Origin of the sequence: Thermocatellispora tengchongensis, from assembly GCF_014202315.1 — a bacterium.
Lineage (GTDB): Bacteria > Actinomycetota > Actinomycetes > Streptosporangiales > Streptosporangiaceae > Thermocatellispora > Thermocatellispora tengchongensis.
In genome coordinates this window covers 56040-75330 of sequence record NZ_JACHGN010000004.1, presented here as the reverse complement: position 1 = coordinate 75330, position 19291 = coordinate 56040, and the positions used below count along the sequence as shown (strand labels likewise).

Here is a 19291-nt window from a genome sequence, read left to right as displayed (position 1 = left end):
AAGGGTCGTGGTCCGGAATGCAGCAACATGGTGGTTTTTCTCCTGGCCTATTAAAGGTGGAAAGTTGCGCTATATGCGGACGTCGAACCGGCGGCATCGGCGAGGAGGCCCGGCCGGCCGCCGGCCGGCGTCTTCGGTCGTGCCATGGAACGGTGGGAGAGCGGGGTGAGTCAGGCCGTCGCGGCGTGGTCGCGCGCCTGGGCGGCCATCCGGGACCTGGCCATGCGTGACTCGGCGGCGCCGCTGATCAGGGCGGCCGCGGCGGCGAGGGCGACGCACACCAGCAGCGAGACGCGGATGCCCGCCGCTTCGAGCAGAGCCGCCACGACGATCCCGGAGGCGGCGAACCCGATCCCGCCCGCGGCGTACAGGCCGGAGAAGCCGGTGGCCCAGACCCGCTCGGGCAGCAGCTCCTGCATGCCGGCCGCCCGCGCGGTGAGCGCCGGCGTGCCCGCGAAGCCGGAGATGATCAGCAGCGTGATGATGGTGGCGGCCGTCGGGGTGACCACCGCGACCGCGACGACGACGATGACCGCGAGCACCAGCGCGAAGCTCTGGGTGCGGTACGCGCCCGGCCAGGTGCGGCTGCCGTAGATCAGGCCGCCGATCAGGCCGGCGCCGGCGAACAGGGCGAGCACCGGGCCCGCCACGCCGGGGTCGGAGCCGACGAGTTCGAGCAGCGACGGCAGGCCGGTGTAGGCGGCGCCGACGCACATCATGACCGCGCCCTCCTGGAACAGCGCCGGCCAGCTCAGCCGCCACACGCGTACGTCGGCGGCCTTCTCGTGCCCGGAGGACACGGGGCCGCTGTCGCGCAGCGCGCCGGCGGCGACCGCGCCGACGGCGGCGATGACGCCGATCACGACGGTCGGCCAGATCTCGCCCGCGAACAGCGCGATCAGCCCGACCACCGCCGGGCCGACGGCCCACAGCAGCGTGGTGAGCGTGGACTCCAGGCTGAGCGCGGCGTGGTGGCCCGAGGGATCGACGGTGCGCAGGAGCAGGGCGCGCAGTCCGCCATGGGCGCCGGAGGCGATGCCTCCGGCGAGCGCGGCCAGGACGACCAGCGCCCACACGGGCAGCAGGCCCGGCTGGACCAGTGCCGGCACGCCGAGCAGGAACAGCGCCGCGGCCTGCAACGTGAGCACGAGCCGCAGCTCGGGGCCGGCGGCGCGGCGGTCGAAGCGGCGGCCCATCACGCCGGCGGCGAGCGCCTCGGCGAAGGCGAACGCCCCCGCGAGCAGCGCGCCGACGGCGTAGGAGGATCCCGCGTGGTGGCCGATGTAGACCAGTGCGAGCGGCGACATCGCGATCGGCAGGCGCTGGCACAGCACGATGAAGGTCCAGGCGCGCATGCCGCGTGTGCGCACCACCTTGGCGTACGCGCGAAAGCCGCTGTCGGCGGTGCTCTGACCGCCCGGCGGCTCCTTGGTGGTCGTCGTCGTCATCCGAAGCACTCCCTGTGATCTCCGCCCCGTGAGGGCGGCCGGTTTTGTCTGCCGAGCCTTAGAGGGGCGGCGGGGAGCGTTCGTTACAGACTTGTTCCGGGCAATTTCGCGCGGCGGCTATTTCACGCCGCTGACCTCGGGAGACAGGTAGCGTTCCAACGCGGCGCGGACCCGGCTGCGCGCCCGGTGGAGCGCCACGCGCACGTTGCCGTGCTCGATGCCGAGGGTCTCGCACACCTCGTCGGTGCTCCAGCCCTCCACGTCGCGCATGGTGATCACGGCGCGCTGGGTGCTGGACAGCCGGGAGATCTCCTGGGCCACGACCTCCTTGAGCTCGCGCGAGAGCAGCCGGTGCTCGGGCACGTCCGACAGGTCGAAGGGCGGGATCGCCCAGTGCCCGGCGTACGGGCCCGACTGCAGGAACCGCTCCGGGGAGACGGAGGGCCCGCCGTCGTCGGAGTCGCCGAGGCTGGAGAACGGCAGCGACCGGGTCTCGGTCGCGGAGCGGCGGTGGGCGATGTTGATGAGGATGCGGCAGATCCAGGTGCGCAACGCGGATCTGCCCTCGAATCCAGCGAGGCCGCGCAGCACCGCGATCCAGGTTTCCTGGACGGTCTCCTCGGCGACCTCGCGGGTGGGCGAGTAGACGAGGGCGAGCCGGAGCAGGGTCGGATTGTAGGCGCGCACCAGTTCCTTGAAGGCGTTCTCGTCGCCGCGAAGTAACGCCTGTAGATCCACCTCGGTCACTTGTCGTCCCGCTCGGTGATCCACTGTCGGTAAATCTCGATCAGGCCGGTCTCGACCTCGTCGGTCGTGCCCTCCTCGGACAGGCTGCCGGTCACCCGGATGGCGGCCCGCATCTGGGCCACGTAACTTTCACAGCTTTCGCACGCGTCCAGATGGTCGCGCACGCGCCGGAGGTCGTCGGGTTGGAGTGCGCCTTCGAGATAGTCGGTAACGCGCTCTACCAGCTCCGAACATGCCATCTCGTCCACATCGCCAGTCTGGCAGATTAGCTGGGGTCCCAGATGGGCTTCGGGGGTGGGCGCTGATGCGACCGCGGCGGGCGCGGGCGGGTTGGAAACGGCCTGGTCCCTGAAATCCAATGTCATTCCTCAAACCCTGGTGAAGGTGTGCGTCCAGCGTGCGCCGTGCCGACGGTCCACCTCCGGGCCGTCGAGGAAATGGCGGTCATGAAATCCCGGTGCCGCTTTGGGGTCGCGTTTCGCGATTTCGCGGGCGACCGGGCCCCTCCGGGAATCGGCGCATTTCGCGGGCTCCCGGGGAACGGCTCGTATTCGGCCGGCGCGCGTCGCCGCCGGTTCGGCCGAAGTGGTTCGGCTTCAGGGGACGCCGATATCGCCGCCGCCGGCGGGCGCCCGGCCGTTCGCGCGACGCGCCCGCGGACCTCTTCTTCTCAGGGCAGGCCCGGTCCCTGCGGGAGCCGGGGTGCAGACCTTCACAACGTCCTCCTGGTCCCTGTGATTTAATGAGGGTTCATCGCGGCGCGACCCGATGTTAAACCGGCTGCGGGCACAATGGATATTTCATATACCGGCGGCGTTGCCGGTGGGGTGTTCATGTGGCAGATCCAATGGACACTGGAAGACCGCCTGGCGGCGGCTGTGGCATGCGGATCTCAGGTGCCGCGAAAGATCATACCCCTTGTTTAGGGGCAGTGAAAGATCATGTCAACCCATGGGCCGTATTTCGGCACTTCTTACAAGTGCGGCCGGAAGTGGCTTCGCAGACACATTGCCGGTCGGTGGCCTCTTCCTGGGATCACGCGTATCCGGCCGCCGCTTCCCCGATCCGAGCAGGCCGATATTACGATTTCCGGCCCGCGAATTCCCCGTCCCCGCGCCGGTGACGCCGAACGGTCGAAAACCGGCCCGGGAGCGGCATCCCGGCGGACAAGGCGGGCCACGGCCACGGCCGGGTTGGTGGTGGTCGGGTCGGTGGCGCTGAGGTTGGTGGGGGTCCGGTCAGTGGCGGTGGGGTTGGGTCGGTGGCGGTCGGGCCGATGGTGGTCGGGCCGGTGGCGGTCGGGCCCGTGGTCCTTGAACGTGCACAGCTTCTTCGGCCCGCGCGTCGGCGTGAGGGGCAGGTCGGTGGGGGTGGGGTCGGCGGCGATGCGGTCGCTGGTGATCGGGCCGGTGGCGGTGGGGTCGGTGGTGGTCCGGTCGGTGGGGTCAGGCCGATGGTGGGTCGGTGGCGGTGGGGTCGGTGGGATTCGGTCGGTGGCGGTGGGGGCGGTGGTGCTGGGTCGGTGGCGGTCGGGCCGATCCCGGTCGGATCGGTGGTGGTGGGTCGGTGGCGGTCGGGCCGTGGGGGTCAGGTCGGTTGCGGTGGGGTCGGTGGTGGTCGGGCCGGTGGGATTCGGTCGGTGGGGTCAGTGGCGGTCGGGTTGGTGGGGTTCGGGCTGGTTGGGGGCGGGCCGGTGGTGGGCGGGCCGGGGGCTGGTCGCGATCGGGGCGGTGGGGGCGGTGGGGGTGGGTCGGTCGCGGTCGAGCCGTCCTCGTGGCCCGTGCCCCCGCCCGCCCACCGGGCCGTGCGGCTCGCCGCGTGCCCTGAGGATCGCCGTGGGCCCTGGCGCTCGTCGCCGTGCGCTCTGGGGCTCGTCCCGCGTGCCCTGGGGCTCGTCCCGCGTGCCCTGGGGCTCGTCGCCGTCGGTGCCGACCGTCAGGGTGCCCCGCCTTGCGGGGTTGATGTCCGCCATGGGCTCGATGTCCGCGGCCTCCAAGTCCCCTGCGCGCGACCGGGTGCCGTCGATCGGCGGCGGTCGCACCCGGTGCGGCGGCTCGGCGGTGCTGTCCTTCATGGAGGGGTGTCCCCGGCGGCGTCGTGCTTTCCTTGACCCTCGGCTCGGCGGTGAATTAAGTTCTTTCATTATCATGAAATGGCGGGAGGGTCGAGCGGTGGTCGAGCGTCCGGAACTGTTCGTCGGAGGGCAGTGGGCAGCGCCGCGGGAGGGCCGGAAGGTCAGGGTGCGCAACCCGGCGACCGGTGAGGACGTGGGTGAGGCCGGGCTGGCGGGGCCCGCCGACATCGATGACGCCGTGGCCGCCGCGCGGGCCGCGTTCGACTCGGGGGTGTGGGCCGGGGAGGCGCCGGAGCGGCGGGCGGAGGTGTTGCGGGCGGCGGCCGAGCTGCTGGAGAAGCGGGCGGCCGAGCTGGCCAGGCTGATCACGGCCGAGCTGGGGTGTCCGATCTGGTTCAGCGAGCGGGCGCACGTGCCCAACCCGATCCGGCACCTGCGGTACTACGCGGGGCTGGCCGCCGAGTTCGCCTACGACGAGCTGCGTACGGACGGGGTGAACACCAGCCTGGTCACCCAGGAGCCCGTCGGGGTGGTCGGGGCGATCACGCCGTGGAACGGTCCGCTGAGCACGCCGGCGTTGAAGGTGGCCCCGGCGCTGGCGGCGGGGTGCTCGGTGGTGCTCAAGCCGCCGCCGGAGACCCCGCTGACGGCCTACCACCTGGCGGAGGCGCTGGCGGAGGCCGGGCTGCCGGAGGGCGTGCTGAGCGTGGTGCCCGGCGATCGGGACGCGGGGGCGCACCTGGTGGCGCACCCCGAGGTGGACAAGGTGGCCTTCACCGGCAGCAGCGCGGCGGGCAAGAAGATCATGGCCGTGTGCGCGGAGCGGATCGCGCGCGTGACGCTGGAGCTCGGCGGCAAGTCGGCGGCGATCATCCTCGACGACGCGGACGTGGAGGAGGTGGTGCGGGCGCTGCTGCCGATGGCGCTGCTGGTCAACGGGCAGGCGTGCATCGCGCAGACCCGGCTGCTGGTGCCGCGCCGCCTGGAGGGGCGGCTGGTGGAGGCGGTCGCCGAGGCGTTGCGGGCGCAGCGGGTGGGCGACCCGATGGACCCCGCGACGGGGATCGGGCCGCTGGTGAGCGAACGGCAGCGCGATCGGGTCGAGGGCTACGTCGAGGTGGGCCGGCGCGAGGGCGCGCGGGTGGTGACCGGGGGCGGGCGGCCCGCGCTGCCCGCCGATCTCGCGGGCGGCTGGTTCGTGGCCCCGACCCTGCTCGCCGGCGTGGACAACGCCATGCGCGTGGCCCGGGAGGAGATCTTCGGGCCGGTCCTGGCCGTGATCGCCTACGACGGCGAGGACGAGGCGGTCGCCATCGCCAACGACTCGCCGTACGGGCTGTCGGGCTCGGTGTGGAGCGCCGATGAGGACCGCGCGCTCGCGGTCGCGCGCCGGGTGCGTACCGGCATGGTCAGTGTGAACGGCAGGCCGCAGGCGTTCGGCTCGCCGTTCGGCGGCTACAAGCAGTCCGGGCTGGGCCGGGAGATGGGCCCGGAGGGTTTCCGCGCGTACCTGGAGACCAAGTCGATCGCCGTACGCGGCTGACACGCCGCCCGTACGGAAGCGGAAAAAGGGGAGGACCATGGGCGGGCGCATGTCCGGACGGGTGGCGCTGATCACGGGCGGGGCGGTGGGCATCGGCGAGGGCGCCGTACGCCGCCTGCACGCCGAGGGCGCGAAGGTCGTCATCGCCGACGTGCAGGAGGAGGCGGGCCGGGCGCTCGCGGCGGAACTCGGGCCGGGCGTCCTGTTCGCGCGCACCGACGTGACCCGAGAGGAGGACGTCGCCGCCGCGGTGGACGCCGCCGTCGAGCGGTTCGGCGGGCTGGACGTGATGTTCAACAACGCGGGGATCATGGGCGCGCTGGGCCCGATCGACAAGACCCGCACCGCCGACGCCGACCTGACCATCGCGGTGAACCTGCGCGGCGTGCTGCTGGGCATGAAGCACGCGGCGCGGGTGATGAAGCCGAGGCGCTCCGGCGTCATCATCTCCACCTCCAGCCCGGCGGCGCTGATCGGCGGGGTGGGCGCGCACGTCTACAGCGCGGTGAAGGCGGGCGTGATCGGGCTGTCCAATTCCGTGGCGGCCGAGCTGCGGCCGTACGGGATCAGGGTCAACACCATCGTGCCGGGTGCGGTGGTGTCGGCGATGACCGCGGAGGTCGTCGCGGGCGGCGTGGACGACCTCGCGGGCGCGGAGGAGGCGCTGGGCAGGACCTGCTTCATGGGCCGCCCCCTGCGGCCGGCCGACATCGCCGCGGGCGTGCTCTATCTGGCCGGCGACGACGCGGCGTTCGTGACCGGCGTGGTGCTGCCGGTGGACGCCGGCATGACCGGCGCGGGGGGCACGTCGCCGTTCGCCTCGGGCCGCTACGAGGAGCCCGTCGCGCTGCTGGGACCAGCCGCATCCGAGGGCTGACGTCCGGTTTCGGGCGCGTTAAGCACGTGTGACAACGAGCGCAATTCATGCGCATAGAAGTATTGACCTGAGGGTCAAACTAGGCGAATGATATGCACATCTGGTGGCACGGTTCACCACGGCGGCCTGCTGTCGGCAGCGGTCGCGGCACATCTGTAGTGACGGAGTGGTCGATGGTCACATTGCGCGGGAGCCGGGGGGCCAAAGCCTGCATCGCCGGGGTCGGCCTGGTGGGGGCGCTGGTACTGGCCGGGTGCGCCGAGGGCGGCACCGGCGGCACGGCGGGCACGGGATCACAGAGCGGCGGCGTCGAGTACGGCGCCACCAAGGAGCAGTACCGGGCCGCGTTCGCCGATGTGGACCCGATCACGCTGCGGACGCAGACCCCGGCGCCGAAGGGGTCGGCGACCGGCAAGAACGTCGAGGACTACCTCGCCGCGATCACCGAGTGGTCCGACGGCAAGATCAAGTTCGACGTGCAGTACTCGAACGCGGTGGCGCCGCCCGCCGAGATCGACGACGCGCTGCGGGACGGCCGGCTCGACCTGGGCCAGGTGCTGCCGATCTACGAGCCGGCGGAGTACCCGGCGAACGCGGCGCTCATCTCCACCAGCTTCGTCTCGGACCAGAGCGTGGTCGTGGGCACGCTGCAGTCCAACGCCTGGCCCCTGGAGGTCGCCGCGAACATCCCGGCCATCTCCAAGGAGTTCGAGGACCACGGCATGAAGATGCTCCTGCCGGTCTACAACTCCGGGCCCAACGCGCTGTTCTGCAACTCGGCCCGGCGCGACCTGGCGCAGCTCAAGGGCGCGCAGATCGCGGCCGGCGGCCAGGCGCAGACCAAGGAGATCGGCGCGCTCGGCGCCGCCGCGGCCTCCATCCCCTACACCGAGCTGTTCGAGAGCCTGGAACGCGGCGTCGTGTCCTGCTCGATGTCCAGCCTCACCGTCGCGGTGCTGGGCGGCTTCATCCCGGCCGCGCCGCACGTGCTGCTCGACCCCGACGCCGGCTTCGCCCTGGCGCCCGGCGCGATGGCCATGAGCACCACCACCTGGGAGAGCCTGCCGCTGGTGGCCAAGCAGCTCTTCTACGACCGGCTGGACGTCTTCGTCAAGGGCAACATCGAGGACAAGATCTGGCCGAACACCGTCGAGGCGGTCAAGCAGGTGAAGAAGGCCAACGGCTCGGTGGAGACCTTCTCCGACGACGCGCGGGCCGCGGTGAAGAAGGCCAACGACGGCATCTTGCAGGAGCTGCGTTCGAACACGGCGGTCGGCGACGGCGACGCGTTCGTGGACGCCGTCCAGGCGGCCTCGGCCAGGTGGCTCACCCTGATCAAGGACCTCGGCTACGAGAACGAGACCGACTACAACGGCTTCGCCGACTGGTACACGGCCGGGAAGGTGGACCTCGACCCGTACGTGAACAAGCTGTTCGAGGAGATCTTCCTCAAGCAGCGGCCCGCCACCGCCTGATCGCCGTGGCCACGCACACCCCGCGGCCGCCGCGGCGATGGCGCCGGGTCGAACTGCTCATCGAGGTCCCGGCCGTGATCTGCACCTTCGTGATGATGATCCACATCTCCGCGAACGCGCTGCTGCGCGCGTTCCTGAACCTGCCGATCCCGAACACGCTGGAGATCGTGCAGTACTGGTACCTGCCGCTCGTGGCGTTCCTGGGGTTCGTGGCGGCGCAGTACCGCGGCCAGCACATCGCGACCGACCTGATCTACCAGCGGCTCCCGCAGGCGTCCCGCCGGTACGTCCTGGCCCTGGTGTTCGCGGCGTGCTCGGCGCTGTCGGCGGCCTTCGCCTGGTTCGTGTGGGGTGAGGCCGTGCACGCGATGGAGATCGGCAAGACGGCCGGGGTGAGCGACGTGATCGCCTGGCCCGCGTACTTCCTGGCGCCGCTCGCCTTCGGCAGCCTGACCGTGCAGTTCGCCGTGGCGGCGGTGCGCGCGGTCACCCGGCCCGGCGAGGACGGCCACCTCGTGGGCGACCCCGAAGACGCGGTGCTGGAGGCCCAGATGGCGGCCGACGGGATGGAGCGGCGATGACCCAGACCCGCGCGCTGACCGGCGCGCCCGGCGGCGAGGCGGCCACGGCGGCCGGCGGCGGACGCCGCTCGTGGATCGTGCTCGCCATCTCCGCGATCGTCGTGGCCGGATCGACGGCGGGCATGTTCCTGCCGCTGGTCCCGGAGGCGATCGGCGTCCTGGCCTGCGTGCTCATGATCGGGCTGATCTTCCTGCGGGTGCCGGTCGCGATCGCCATGATCATCCCGGCCCTGGCCGGCATGTACGCCCTGCGCGGCCCGCTGGTCGTGCGCAGCACGCTGACCACGCTGCCCTACCAGCAGGTGGCCAACTGGACCCTCAGCGTGGTGCCCATGTTCATCCTCATGGGCCTGCTGCTGTGGAAGGCCGGCCTCACCCAGGGCCTGTACGCCGCCGGCCGCCAGTGGCTGGGCTGGCTGCCCGGCGGCCTGGCGGTCGGCACCAACCTGGCCGGCGCCGGCCTGGCCTCGGTCAGCGGCTCCTCGGTCGGCACGACGTACGCGCTGGCCCGCATCGGCGTCCCCGAGATGCTCAAGGCCGGCTACGACAAGCGCCTGGCGATCGGCTCGGTGATCGTGGCGGGCCTGCCCGGCCAGCTCATCCCGCCCAGCATCATGCTGGTCATCTACGCGGGCATCGCCGAGGTCCCGGTGGGCCCGCAGCTCCTGGCCGGCATCGGTCCCGGCATCCTGGTCGCCGTGCTGTTCACCGTGATGATCGTGATCTTCGCCCGGAGGTGGGCGGTCGCCGCCCCCGGCCGGGCGGAGGAGCATCCCGAGGCCGACTGGCGGGGGCGCTTCGCCAGCCTGCTGCGGGTCTGGCCGGTGCCCCTGCTCATCGCGCTGATCGTCGCCGGGATGTTCTCCGGCGTGTTCACCGCGACCGAGGCGGGCGCCGTCGCGGCGTTGTTCTCGGTGGGCATCACGCTGCTGTGGAAGCGCGGTGACCGGCCCTGGCGGGCCATCGCCGACGCCGCCACCGCGACGGTGAGCAGCGTGGGCGCGATCTTCCTGATGCTGGTGGGCGTCGAGGCGCTGTCGCGGATGTTCACCATGACCGGGATCAGCACCGGCTTCGCCGAGCTGGTGGACGGCCTGAACCTGGGCCGGGTGCAGTTCCTGCTGCTGATGACGCTGATCTACATCGTGCTCGGCACCTTCATGGAGCCCCTGCCGATGATGGTGCTCACCGTCCCGATCCTGATGCCCACGCTGGAGGCGCTGGACATCTCGCTGCTGTGGTACGGCGTGTTCGCGGTGTTCATGGGCGAGCTGGCCGTCGTGTCGCCGCCGGTGGGCATCCTGGCCTTCATCATCCACGGGATCTGCAAGGACCCCGAGGTCAACCAGGGCCGCCACATCAGCATGAACGACGTGTTCAACGCGCTGTGGTGGTTCATGCCGATGGCGATCGTGGTGACCGTCGTCCTGATCTTCTTCCCGGAGATCGCGACGTTCATCCCCGACCTGACCTCCGGCGAGTGACGAGCGAAAAGGACGGACGCATGACCGAGACCGAGCGCGGCTGCCCCTACAGCCATGTGGATTTCGGCCTCGACACCGAGATCTACGGGCACTACGCGCTGCTGGACGGGCACCGCGAGGAGAGCCGCTTCCACTTCAACGACACCACCCGGCGCGGCTTCTACATGCTCCAGCGCTATGACGACGTGCTGGAGGGCTTCCAGCGGCACGAGACCTGGACCACCCACGTCAGGAGCGCGCTGAACCCCGAGCCGGGTACGGCGCTGCTGCCGCAGGACCTCAACGGCGAGGCGCACGCCAAGCTGCGCCGGGTGCTCAACCCGTTCTTCGCCCCGGCGGCGGTCAAGCGGATGACCCCGATGGCGCACGAGCGGTGCGTGGAGCTGATCGAGGAGCTGCGGCCGAAGGGGTCGTGCGACTTCGTGGCCGAGTTCGCGATCAGGTACCCGACGGACCTGTTCCTGGCCCTGCTCGGGCTGCCGGTCAGCGATGGCGAGTTCTTCCTGCCCTGGTCGGAGACGCTGTTCGCCGGGTTCTTCGGCGGCGACCCGGCCGCCGCGGCGGCGGCGAAGGCGAACATCATCGCGTACTTCACCGAGGCGGTGCGCGAGCGCCGCGCCAACCTGCGCGACCCCCGCGAGGACATGGTCTCGCGCCTGGTGGAGGCCCGCATCGACGGCGAGCCCATCTCCGAGCAGGACATCCTGACCATCTGCATGACGCTGATGCTGGCCGGCCTGGACACCACCCGCAGCGCGCTCGGCTACATCTACACCCACCTGGCCCGGCACGAGGAGGACCGCCGGGCGATCGTCGCCGACCCGGGCCTGATCCCGGCCGCGGTGGAGGAGTTCGTCCGGTTGTACCCGCTGGTGATCCAGGCGGGCCGGGAGGTCCAGGAGGACGGGGAGTTCCACGGGCTGGACCTCAGGCGCGGCGACGTGATGTGGCTCGGCATCGGCTCGGCCAACCGCGACCCGCGCAAGTTCCCCGAGCCCGACCGGTTCGTGCTCGGCCGCAAGGGCGTCAACCAGCACCTCGCCTTCGGCGCGGGCCCGCACCGCTGCCTCGGCATGCACCTGGCCCGCCTGGAGCTCGCGGTCGTGCTGAAGGAGTGGCACGAGCGCATCCCCGACTACCGGATCAAGGAGGGCACCACCCTGGTCGAGCGGGGCGGCCAGCTCACCCTCAAGACGCTGCCCCTGGAATGGGAGGTTTGATCGTGTACATCGCCATCGACGCCGGCAGGTGCATGGGACACGGCCGGTGCTACGCGGTGGCCGAGGACCTGCTCTCCGACGACGAGCAGGGGTACGTCGCGCAGTGCGGGCAGACCCTGCAGATCCCCGAGGGGTTGCTCGGCCAGGCGCGCGACGCCGCCGACGCCTGCCCCGAGGGCGCGATCTCGATCCTGGAGCACGCGCGGGCCGATGCTTGAGCACCTGCGCGTCCTCGACCTGACCGACGAGCGCGGCCTGATGTGCGGGCGGCTGCTCGCCGACCTCGGCGCCGACGTGGTCCAGGTCGAGCCGCCCGGCGGGTCCCCCGCGCGCCTCGCGCCTCCGCTCACCGCCGGCGGCACGTCGATGTACTGGCACGCGTACGCCGCCGGCCGCCGCGGCATCGTGCTCGACCTGGACGCCGAGCCGGGCCGGGCCGAGCTGGCCGAGCTGGCCCGCCGCGCCGACGTGCTGGTCACCTCGATGCCGCCCGCCTGGCTGCGCGAGCGCGGCCTGGACCCCGAGACCCTGCGCGCGGCCTGCCCGCACCTGGTGTACGTGGCGATCAGCGCCTTCGGCTGGACGGGCCCGAAGGCCGGGTACGCCGACAGCGACCTGATCGTGTGGGCCGCGGGCGGCCCGCTGGACCCGCACCGCGACGGCGACCGGCCGCCGCTGCGGATCAGCGTGCCGCAGGCGTACCTGCACGCGGGCGCCGACGCCGCCGCCGGGGCCCTGCTGGCGCTGCTGGCCCGCGCGCGCACCGGACGCGGCCAGGTCGTGGACGTCTCCGCGCAGGCCGCCGTGGGCACCGCCACCCTGGCCCGGGTGCTGGCCCACTCCGTCGGCGACGCCCAGCCGGAGTGGCACCGCGAGCCGGTGGCCGGACGCGACCAGAGCGGCAGCGGTGCCGCGACCCCGAACAGCCTGAAGAAGTGGCGCTGCCGGGACGGCCTGGTCGAGCTGCACCTGTCCATGGGCCCCGCCTCGGGCGCGTTCACCAACAACCTGTTCCGCTGGCTGGCCGCCGAGGGCGCGGTGGAGGCGGACATCGCCGCCTGGGACTGGCGGGTCCTGCCCGCCCGGCTGGAGACCGGCGAGCTGACCGCGGCCGACCTGGACCGGGCCCGCGCGGCCGTGCGCGCCTTCCTGGCCGGCCGGACCAAGGCCGAGATCGTCCAGGCGGCGATCGAGCACCGGCTGCTGTGCATGGCGATCTACGACGTGGCCGACATCTGCGCGGCCGGGCATCTGGAGAGCCGGGGCTTCTGGGCGGAGGTGGACGCCGGCGGGAAGCGGGTCCGCGTCCCCGGCTCCTTCGCCCGGGTCAGCGGCGGGGCCGGGCCGCGCGTGCGCCGCTCCGCGCCCGCCCTCGGCGAGCACACCGCCGAGGTCCTGGCCGAGTGGCACGCCGCCCCACCCCAGCCGCCCGCGGAAGCGACGCCCTCGCCCCACCCGCCCGCCGGGGACCTGTCCCCGGCCCCGCCGCTGGACGGGCTGCGGGTGCTCGACCTGTCCTGGGTGGTGGCCGGGCCGCTGATCGGCCGGGCGCTGACCGACTTCGGCGCCGAGGTGATCCGGGTGGAGTCGAGCCGGCGGGTGGAGACCGCGCGGCTGATGCAGCCCTTCTACCGGGGCGTCGCCGGCGTGGAGAACTCCGCCCTGTACGGCAACTGCAACGCCGGCAAGCTCGGCATGACCGTCGATCTGAAGACCGAGGAGGGCAAGCAGGTCGTGCGCGACCTCGCCCGCCGGGCCGACGTCGTCGTGGAGTCCTTCTCGCCGGGCCAGATGGCCAAATGGGGGCTGGACTACGCGAGCCTGTCCCGGGAGAACCCCTCGCTGATCATGCTCAGCACCTCCATCGCCGGCCAGTCGGGCCCGTGGTCCGGCCTGGCCGGGTACGGCAACGTCGGGGCCTCGCTGAGCGGCTTTCAGAACCTGGTCGGCTGGGAGGACGCGCTGCCGTTCGGCCCGTTCGGCCCCTACACCGACTACGTGGGCCCAAGGCTCGCCCTGGCCGCGCTGCTGGCCGCGATCGAGGACCGGCGGCGTACGGGGGAGGGGCGGCACATCGACGTGGCGCAGGTCGAGGCGGGCGTGTTCTTCCTGTCGCCGCAGATCGCGCACTACGGCGCCGACGGCACCGTGGCGCGGCGGCGCGGCAACGCCGATGAGCGCTTCGCCCCGCACGGCGTCTACCCGTGCCTGCCCGAGCAGGGGGCCGACCGGTTCGTGGCCGTCGCCGTACGCGACGACGCCGAGTGGCGGCGGCTCGCCGAGGCGCTGGACCGGCCCGACCTGGCCGCGCGGGCCGACCTGGCCACCGCGGCCGGACGCCGTGCCGCCGCGGCCTTCCTGGACGGGCAGATCGCCGCCTGGACCTCCGGCCGCAAGGCGCGCGAGGTGGAGGAGCTGCTGCAGTCGCGGGGCGTGCCCGCGCACGTGTCGGCGTCCAGCGCCGACATCGCGGCCGACCCGCAGCTCGCGCAGCGGCGCCACCTGCGCAGGCTGCCGCACCCGCTGCACGGTGAGGCGGTGGTCGAGGGGCCGAGGTACCTGCTGTCGGAGACGCCGGGCGGCCCGGAGCGCGCGGCCCCGACGCTCGGCCAGGACAACGAGTACGTGTTGCGGGACATCCTGCGCTACCCGGACGAGCGCGTGTCCCGGCTGACGGAGGGGGGAGTGCTCCGATGACAGGGCCAGAGGCGGACTCGAAGGCGGACTGGAAGGCGGAGTGGCAGCCGGTCATCGACGCCGTCGGCCGTGACTTCGCCCCCGAGACCCGCATGGGCGCCGACGCGGTCGAGCGCGGCGCGATCCGCCGCTACCTGGAGCCGCTGGAGCTGGACTGCGCGCTGCACACCGACCCCGAGGCGGCCCGCGCCGCCGGGTTCGCCGACGTCACCATGCCCTACACCGGCGTGGTCGCCTGGACGATCCCGCCGATGTGGCGGCCGGGCGAGCGGCTGTTCGACAGCGCCGACCGCGACGCCCAGCCGGTGCGCAGCCCGATCAACAACCAGGAGATGACCCTCGGCCCCAAGACCACCGGCTTCTTCGCCACGGACATCGCGCTGGACTTCCTGCGCCCGGTCACCGCGGGCGAGCGCATCGGCCGCCGCTCCAACCGGCTGCTGTCGTGCACCCCGAAGGAGACCTCGGTGGGCCGGGGCGCGTTCCTGAAGTGGGAGAGCGACATCGTGACCGAGGACGGCGAGGTGGTCGCGCGCATCCGGATCGGCACCTACGCATACGTGCCGAAGACCGAGGGGGACGAGTGAAGTACGAGGACGTCACGGTCGGCGAGGAGCTGGCCGAGGTCGAGTACCCGCTGAACGTCTACCGCCTGGTGATGGCGGCGGGCGCCAACCGCGACTTCAACTCCATCCACCACAACTCCGAGTACGCCCGGCGCACCGGCGCCCAGGAGATGTACGCCAACACCTCCTTCCTGCTGGGCGCCTGGGAGCGGTGCGTCCGCGACTGGATGGGGGAGGAGGGCACGATGCGCGCCATCCGCGACTTCCGCATGAAGGCGTTCAACTACGCCGGCGAGACCATGTGGGTGCGCGCGCACGTCGCCGCCAAGCGGCTGGAGGGCGAGACCGGGGTGGTCGAGGTGGCCATCCGGTGCGAGAACGGCAACGGGATCACGGTGGGGCCGGGCGTCGTCGAGGTCGTCCTGCCGCGCCGGACGGAGGGGCTGAAGTGAGCGCGCGACGTGCGGCCATCGCGGGCCTGGGCATGACCGAGCTGGGCAAGGTGTACGGCAGGACGCCGGCGGAGTTCGCCCTGGAGGCGGTCTCGCGGGCCGCCGCCGACGCCGGGCTGGCCCCGGCCGACATCGACGGCCTGCTCGTCAACCCGGGCATCGGCAACGACACCGACCTGCGGCTCCAGGCCACGCTGCGGCTACGCGACCTGCGGCTGCTGACCACCGTGCAGGGCTTCGGCTCCTCGGCCGGGCAGATGGTGCAGATCGCTGCCATGGCCATCGAGGCGGGCATGGCCGACGTGGTGGCCTGCGTCTACGCCGACGCGCCGCTGAAGCAGGGCGCCGGCAGCGGCGCCGCGTACTCGGGGGCGGGCCGGGCCATGCGGGGGCTCGGTTCGCTCCCGGCCGCCGCCGGGTTGAAGACGGCCCCCGCCCGCTACGCCATGGCGGCCCGGCGGCACATGGAGACGTACGGCACCACCAGCGAGCAGCTCGGCGCCATCGCGGTGGCCGCCCGGCAGTGGGCGGCGCTGAACCCGCTGGCCCAGATGCGCGAGCCGATCACGCTGGAGGACCACCAGAGCTCCCGCCGCATCGCCGACCCGCTGCGGCTGCTGGACTGCTGCCTGGTGAGCAACGGCGCCATCGCGGTGATCGTGACCAGCGCCGACCGCGCCGCCGCGCTGGCCCAGCCGCCGGTGCACGTGTGGGGCTGGGGGCAGGCCCACCCCGGCTACCCCGCCCACCGGGGCAGTGACTTCGGCCTGGTCACCGGCGCGGCCCGGTCGGGCGCCGACGCGCTGAAGATGGCCGGGGTGGGCGTGGCGGAGATCGACATCCGGCAGATCTACGACTGCTTCACCTTCACCACGCTGATCACGCTGGAGGACTACGGGTTCTGCGCCAAGGGCGAGGGCGGGGAGTTCGCGGCGAGCGGGGCGCTCGCGCCCGGCGGCAGCCACCCGACCAACACCGGCGGCGGCCAGCTCTCGTCGTACTACATGTGGGGGATGACGCCGCTGTCGGAGGCGGTGATCCAGGCGCGCGGCCAGGGCGGCGCGCGCCAGGTCGCCAAGCGCGACCTGATCATGGTGAGCGGCAACGGCGGCGTGCTCGACTTCCACTCCACGCTCATCCTCAGCCCGCACCCGAAGGCCCGCTGACCATGGGAGCCGAGATGACCCTGACCCCGGTGGAGCGCGACGAGCGGTCCGCGCCCTTCTTCGACGCCGCCGCCCGGGGCGTCCTGCTGCTGCGCTACTCGCCGAGCAGCGGCATGTGGTCCGAGCCCGACGCGCTGGTGTGCGGGCACACCGGGGCCGCCGACCTGGAGTGGCGCGAGTCGGGCGGCCGGGGCCACCTGGTGAGCTGGACCGTGCTGCCGGGCCGCGACGCCCCGGGCACCGTGATCGGCCTGGTGGAGCTGGCCGAGGGCCCGTGGCTGACGGTGCGCCTCACCGACGCCGAGGGGCCCGAGGTCGCGGCCGGGATGCCGGTGCGGATCGGCTTCGCCCGGCCCGAGGGCGGCGAGGCCATGCCGGTCGGCCTGCTGCACGCCTAGCGAGCGGTGAGGAGACGCCCGATGCATCCGTACCGATCGGTGTTGTTCGTCCCCGGGCACCGGCCCGACTGGGCGCGCAAGGCGGTGGCCGCCGGCGCCGACGCGATCGTGCTGGACCTGGAGGACTCGGTGCCGCACGGCCTGAAGGAGGCCGCCCGCGGCACCGTTCGGCGGACCGTGGAGGAGGTGCGCGCCGGGCACCCCGGCATCGGCCTGTTCGTACGGCCGAACGCGCTGGCCACCCGGCTCGCCGGGGCCGACCTGGAGGCGGTGGTCTGCCCGGCGCTGACCGGCCTGTTCACCCCGAAGATCAGGACCGCCGCCGACGTGGTGCGCTGGGAGGCGCTGATCGACTGCTTCGAGGCCCGCAACGGCGCGGCCGGCCTGGAGATGATCGTCCCGGTCGAGACCGTGGACGCGATCACCAACTGCATGGAGATCGCCGCGGCCTCGCCCCGCGTCGGCGCGATGATCGGCCCGACCTCGCGGCACGCCGACATCGCCCGCGCGGTCGGCTTCCGCTGGTCGCAGGAGGGCAGCGAGTCGCTCTACCTGCGCAGCCGCATCCTGCTGGCCTGCCGTCAGCACGGCCTGCACCCGCTGACCGCGCTGTGGGAGGACCTGGCCGACCTGGAGGGCCTGCGCGCCTTCGCCGACTACGGCCTCCAGCTCGGCTTCCGCGGCCAGATCGTCATCCACCCCTCGCACGTGCCGGTCGTGAACGAGGTGTTCACGCCCGGCGACGACGAGGTGGCCTACTACGAGGCCATGGTCGCGGCGATGGACGAGGCGGTGGCCGAGGGCCGGGGCGCCGTCCGGTTCCGCGGCCAGCACATCGACCTCGCGCACGCGGACAAGGCCCGCGACTGGCTGGCCCGCGCCCGCCTGGTGCGCGGCGAGCGCTGAGAAGACGCCGGGGCCGTCGCCCCCGGCAATCGGGGGGCGACGGCCCCGGCGTGGTGTCCTCGTCGTGTCTCAGCGGCCGGTCCACCGCGGCGCGCGCTTCTCCACGAAGGCGAGCGCGCCCTCCTTGGCGTCGGCCGACTCGCGCACCGGGCCGGCGTACTCCTCCTGGCGGTCGAACCGCTCGTCCAGCGGCCAGTCCGCCGAGCGCACCATGACCTGCTTGGACGCCGCCAGCGCCAGCGGGGCGTTCGCCGCGACCTCCCCGGCCAGCTCCAGCGCGCCGTCCAGGGCCCCGCCCGGCTCGGTGAGCCGGTTCACCAGCCGCACCTCGTGCGCCTCGGTCGCGGGCCACATGCGGCCGGTCAGCACCAGCTCCATGGCCAGGTGGTACGGCACCCGCTCCGGCAGCCGCATCAGCCCGCCGGCCGCCGCCGTCAGGCCCCGCTTGACCTCGGGCAGGCCGAACTTCGCCTCCCGCGAGGCGACGATCAGGTCGCAGGCGAGCACGATCTCGAACCCGCCGGCCAGCGCGTACCCCTCGACCGCGGCGACGAGCGGCTTGACCGGGGGCCGCCGGGTCAGCCCGGCGAAGCCGCGGCCCTCGACGATCGGGCGCTCGCCGCGGGCGAAGCCCTTCAGGTCCATGCCGGCGCAGAACGTGCCGCCGGCGCCGGTGATCACGCCCACGCTCAGGTCGTCGCGCTCGTCCAGCTCGGTGAGGGCGTCGGCGATCTCGTGCGCCATGCGCATCGACATGGCGTTCCTGCTCGCGGGCCGGTTCATGGTCAGCACGAGCACCCGCCCGCGCCGCTCCACGATCAGCTCCCGCTCGCCCGTCTCGGTCATCCGTGTCTCCTTGGTCGGGTCTCCCGCTCCGGACTCAGCGCGGGGCCATGCGCAACGCGCCGTCGAGCCGGATGGTCTCACCGTTGAGCATCCTGTTCTCGATGATCTGCTGGGCCAGCGCGGCGTACTCCTCCGGGGCCCCGAGCCGGTTCGGGTGCGGCACCGAGCGGCCCAGCGACTCGCGCACCTCCTCGGGCAGCCTGGCCAGGATGGGGGTGTCGAACAGGCCGGGCGCGATCGTGGTGACGCGGATCTTCTTGGACGCCAGGTCGCGCGCCGCGACCAGGGTCATGCCGACGACCCCGGCCTTGGCGGAGGCGTACGGAATCTGGCCGATCTGGCCCTCCCAGGCGGCCACCGACGCGGTCAGCACGCACACGCCGCGCTCGCCTTCCACCTCCTCGTTGCGGGCCATGCGGGCGGCGGCCAGGCGCAGCACGTTGAAGGTGCCGATCAGGTTGACGCGGACGATCCGCTCGTAGGTCTCCAGCGAGCCGGGGTTGCCGTCGCGGTCCACCAGGCGCACCGGGCCGCCGCGCCCGGCGCAGTGCACCAGCGCGCGCAGCGGGGCGGCCCGCTCGGCCAGGTCCAGGGCCGCCTCGACCCCGGCGGGGTCGGTCACGTCGGCGGGCGCGAACCGGGCCCCCAGCTTCCCGGCGACCGCCTCGCCGGGCGACTCGGGCAGGTCCAGGATCACCACGTGCGCGCCGAGCCCGGCCAGGCGCTCCGCCGTCGCGGCCCCCAGGCCGGAGGCGCCGCCGGTGACCAGGACCGAGGCTCCGTTGACGTCCAAACTCACTTCCTCCGCTTC

General features: G+C 72.9%; 19 protein-coding genes. 13 read left to right on the top strand and 6 right to left on the bottom strand.

Annotated elements, in window-relative coordinates:
* Positions 1–170: 170 nt before the first annotated feature.
* From HNP84_RS09715 to HNP84_RS09700, 4 genes are all read right to left on the bottom strand, one after another.
* Positions 171–1448, bottom strand: coding sequence for an MFS transporter (locus tag HNP84_RS09715; protein ID WP_185049114.1), 1278 nt, complete (start codon positions 1446–1448; stop codon positions 171–173).
* Between the two features lie 117 nt (positions 1449–1565).
* On the bottom strand, positions 1566–2195 hold the full coding sequence (locus HNP84_RS09710) for an RNA polymerase sigma factor (RefSeq protein ID WP_185049113.1): 630 nt from the start codon (positions 2193–2195) through the stop codon (positions 1566–1568).
* Complete coding sequence (locus HNP84_RS09705) at positions 2192–2560, bottom strand: anti-sigma factor family protein (RefSeq protein WP_185049112.1); 369 nt, start codon at positions 2558–2560, stop codon at positions 2192–2194. The genes HNP84_RS09710 and HNP84_RS09705 overlap by 4 nt, the downstream gene beginning before the upstream one ends.
* A gap of 1280 nt (positions 2561–3840) precedes the next feature.
* On the bottom strand, positions 3841–4269 hold the full coding sequence (locus tag HNP84_RS09700; RefSeq protein WP_185049111.1) for a hypothetical protein: 429 nt from the start codon (positions 4267–4269) through the stop codon (positions 3841–3843).
* Between the two features lie 97 nt (positions 4270–4366).
* On the opposite strand from HNP84_RS09700, the gene HNP84_RS09695 reads away from it, so the two are divergent.
* The 13 genes from HNP84_RS09695 to HNP84_RS09635 all read left to right on the top strand — a co-directional run bounded on the left by HNP84_RS09695 (position 4367) and on the right by HNP84_RS09635 (position 17634).
* Positions 4367–5812, top strand: coding sequence for an aldehyde dehydrogenase (locus HNP84_RS09695; protein ID WP_312924238.1), 1446 nt, complete (start codon positions 4367–4369; stop codon positions 5810–5812).
* 37 nt (positions 5813–5849) lie between these two features.
* Positions 5850–6689, top strand: coding sequence for an SDR family oxidoreductase (locus tag HNP84_RS09690; protein ID WP_185049109.1), 840 nt, complete (start codon positions 5850–5852; stop codon positions 6687–6689).
* 173 nt (positions 6690–6862) lie between these two features.
* Positions 6863–8164: a TRAP transporter substrate-binding protein DctP gene (gene dctP / locus HNP84_RS09685; protein ID WP_185049108.1), complete on the top strand. Its 1302-nt coding sequence runs from the start codon at positions 6863–6865 to the stop codon at positions 8162–8164.
* A gap of 5 nt (positions 8165–8169) precedes the next feature.
* Positions 8170–8745, top strand: a complete 576-nt coding sequence (locus tag HNP84_RS09680) for a TRAP transporter small permease (protein WP_312924234.1) — start codon at positions 8170–8172, stop codon at positions 8743–8745.
* The gene (locus HNP84_RS09675; RefSeq protein ID WP_185049107.1) at positions 8742–10229 is read left to right on the top strand and encodes a TRAP transporter large permease; all 1488 of its coding nucleotides are present in this window, start codon (positions 8742–8744) and stop codon (positions 10227–10229) included. The genes HNP84_RS09680 and HNP84_RS09675 overlap by 4 nt, the downstream gene beginning before the upstream one ends.
* Positions 10230–10249: 20 nt before the next feature.
* Positions 10250–11449 carry a cytochrome P450 gene (locus tag HNP84_RS09670; protein ID WP_185049106.1) on the top strand — a complete coding sequence of 400 codons (1200 nt, stop codon included), beginning with the start codon at positions 10250–10252 and terminating at the stop codon, positions 11447–11449.
* A 2-nt stretch (positions 11450–11451) separates the two neighbouring features.
* Positions 11452–11667, top strand: a complete 216-nt coding sequence (locus tag HNP84_RS09665; RefSeq protein ID WP_185049709.1) for a ferredoxin — start codon at positions 11452–11454, stop codon at positions 11665–11667.
* A complete protein-coding gene (locus HNP84_RS52735; protein WP_185049105.1) occupies positions 11660–14146 on the top strand; it encodes a CaiB/BaiF CoA-transferase family protein in 2487 nt (828 codons plus the stop codon). The genes HNP84_RS09665 and HNP84_RS52735 overlap by 8 nt, the downstream gene beginning before the upstream one ends.
* The gene (locus HNP84_RS09655; protein ID WP_185049104.1) at positions 14143–14733 is read left to right on the top strand and encodes a PaaI family thioesterase; all 591 of its coding nucleotides are present in this window, start codon (positions 14143–14145) and stop codon (positions 14731–14733) included. Before HNP84_RS52735 ends, HNP84_RS09655 begins: the two co-directional genes overlap by 4 nt.
* On the top strand, positions 14730–15164 hold the full coding sequence (locus HNP84_RS09650; protein WP_185049103.1) for a hotdog family protein: 435 nt from the start codon (positions 14730–14732) through the stop codon (positions 15162–15164). Before HNP84_RS09655 ends, HNP84_RS09650 begins: the two co-directional genes overlap by 4 nt.
* Positions 15161–16330 (top strand): thiolase family protein, encoded by a 1170-nt coding sequence (locus HNP84_RS09645; RefSeq protein WP_312924229.1) that lies wholly within the window; start codon positions 15161–15163, stop codon positions 16328–16330. The genes HNP84_RS09650 and HNP84_RS09645 overlap by 4 nt, the downstream gene beginning before the upstream one ends.
* Before the next feature lie 14 nt (positions 16331–16344).
* Positions 16345–16728: a Zn-ribbon domain-containing OB-fold protein gene (locus HNP84_RS09640; RefSeq protein ID WP_185049102.1), complete on the top strand. Its 384-nt coding sequence runs from the start codon at positions 16345–16347 to the stop codon at positions 16726–16728.
* 21 nt (positions 16729–16749) lie between these two features.
* Complete coding sequence (locus tag HNP84_RS09635; RefSeq protein WP_185049101.1) at positions 16750–17634, top strand: HpcH/HpaI aldolase/citrate lyase family protein; 885 nt, start codon at positions 16750–16752, stop codon at positions 17632–17634.
* 69 nt (positions 17635–17703) lie between these two features.
* Here HNP84_RS09635 and HNP84_RS09630 read toward each other — a convergent pair whose 3' ends face one another.
* Positions 17704–18480, bottom strand: a complete 777-nt coding sequence (locus tag HNP84_RS09630; RefSeq protein WP_185049100.1) for a crotonase/enoyl-CoA hydratase family protein — start codon at positions 18478–18480, stop codon at positions 17704–17706.
* Positions 18481–18514: 34 nt separating this feature from the next.
* A complete protein-coding gene (locus tag HNP84_RS09625) occupies positions 18515–19273 on the bottom strand; it encodes an SDR family NAD(P)-dependent oxidoreductase (protein WP_185049099.1) in 759 nt (252 codons plus the stop codon).
* Positions 19274–19291: the final 18 nt, after the last annotated feature.

Coding starts and splice junctions, on each gene's coding strand:
- HNP84_RS09715 (WP_185049114.1), bottom strand. CDS start 1,448: ATGACGACGACGACCACCAAGGAGCCGCCGGGCGGTCAGAGCACCGCC.
- HNP84_RS09705 (WP_185049112.1), bottom strand. CDS start 2,560: ATGACATTGGATTTCAGGGACCAGGCCGTTTCCAACCCGCCCGCGCCC.
- HNP84_RS09700 (WP_185049111.1), bottom strand. CDS start 4,269: ATGAAGGACAGCACCGCCGAGCCGCCGCACCGGGTGCGACCGCCGCCG.
- HNP84_RS09690 (WP_185049109.1), top strand. CDS start 5,850: ATGGGCGGGCGCATGTCCGGACGGGTGGCGCTGATCACGGGCGGGGCG.
- dctP (WP_185049108.1), top strand. CDS start 6,863: ATGGTCACATTGCGCGGGAGCCGGGGGGCCAAAGCCTGCATCGCCGGG.
- HNP84_RS09675 (WP_185049107.1), top strand. CDS start 8,742: ATGACCCAGACCCGCGCGCTGACCGGCGCGCCCGGCGGCGAGGCGGCC.
- HNP84_RS09670 (WP_185049106.1), top strand. CDS start 10,250: ATGACCGAGACCGAGCGCGGCTGCCCCTACAGCCATGTGGATTTCGGC.
- HNP84_RS52735 (WP_185049105.1), top strand. CDS start 11,660: ATGCTTGAGCACCTGCGCGTCCTCGACCTGACCGACGAGCGCGGCCTG.
- HNP84_RS09655 (WP_185049104.1), top strand. CDS start 14,143: ATGACAGGGCCAGAGGCGGACTCGAAGGCGGACTGGAAGGCGGAGTGG.
- HNP84_RS09640 (WP_185049102.1), top strand. CDS start 16,345: ATGACCCTGACCCCGGTGGAGCGCGACGAGCGGTCCGCGCCCTTCTTC.
- HNP84_RS09635 (WP_185049101.1), top strand. CDS start 16,750: ATGCATCCGTACCGATCGGTGTTGTTCGTCCCCGGGCACCGGCCCGAC.
- HNP84_RS09630 (WP_185049100.1), bottom strand. CDS start 18,480: ATGACCGAGACGGGCGAGCGGGAGCTGATCGTGGAGCGGCGCGGGCGG.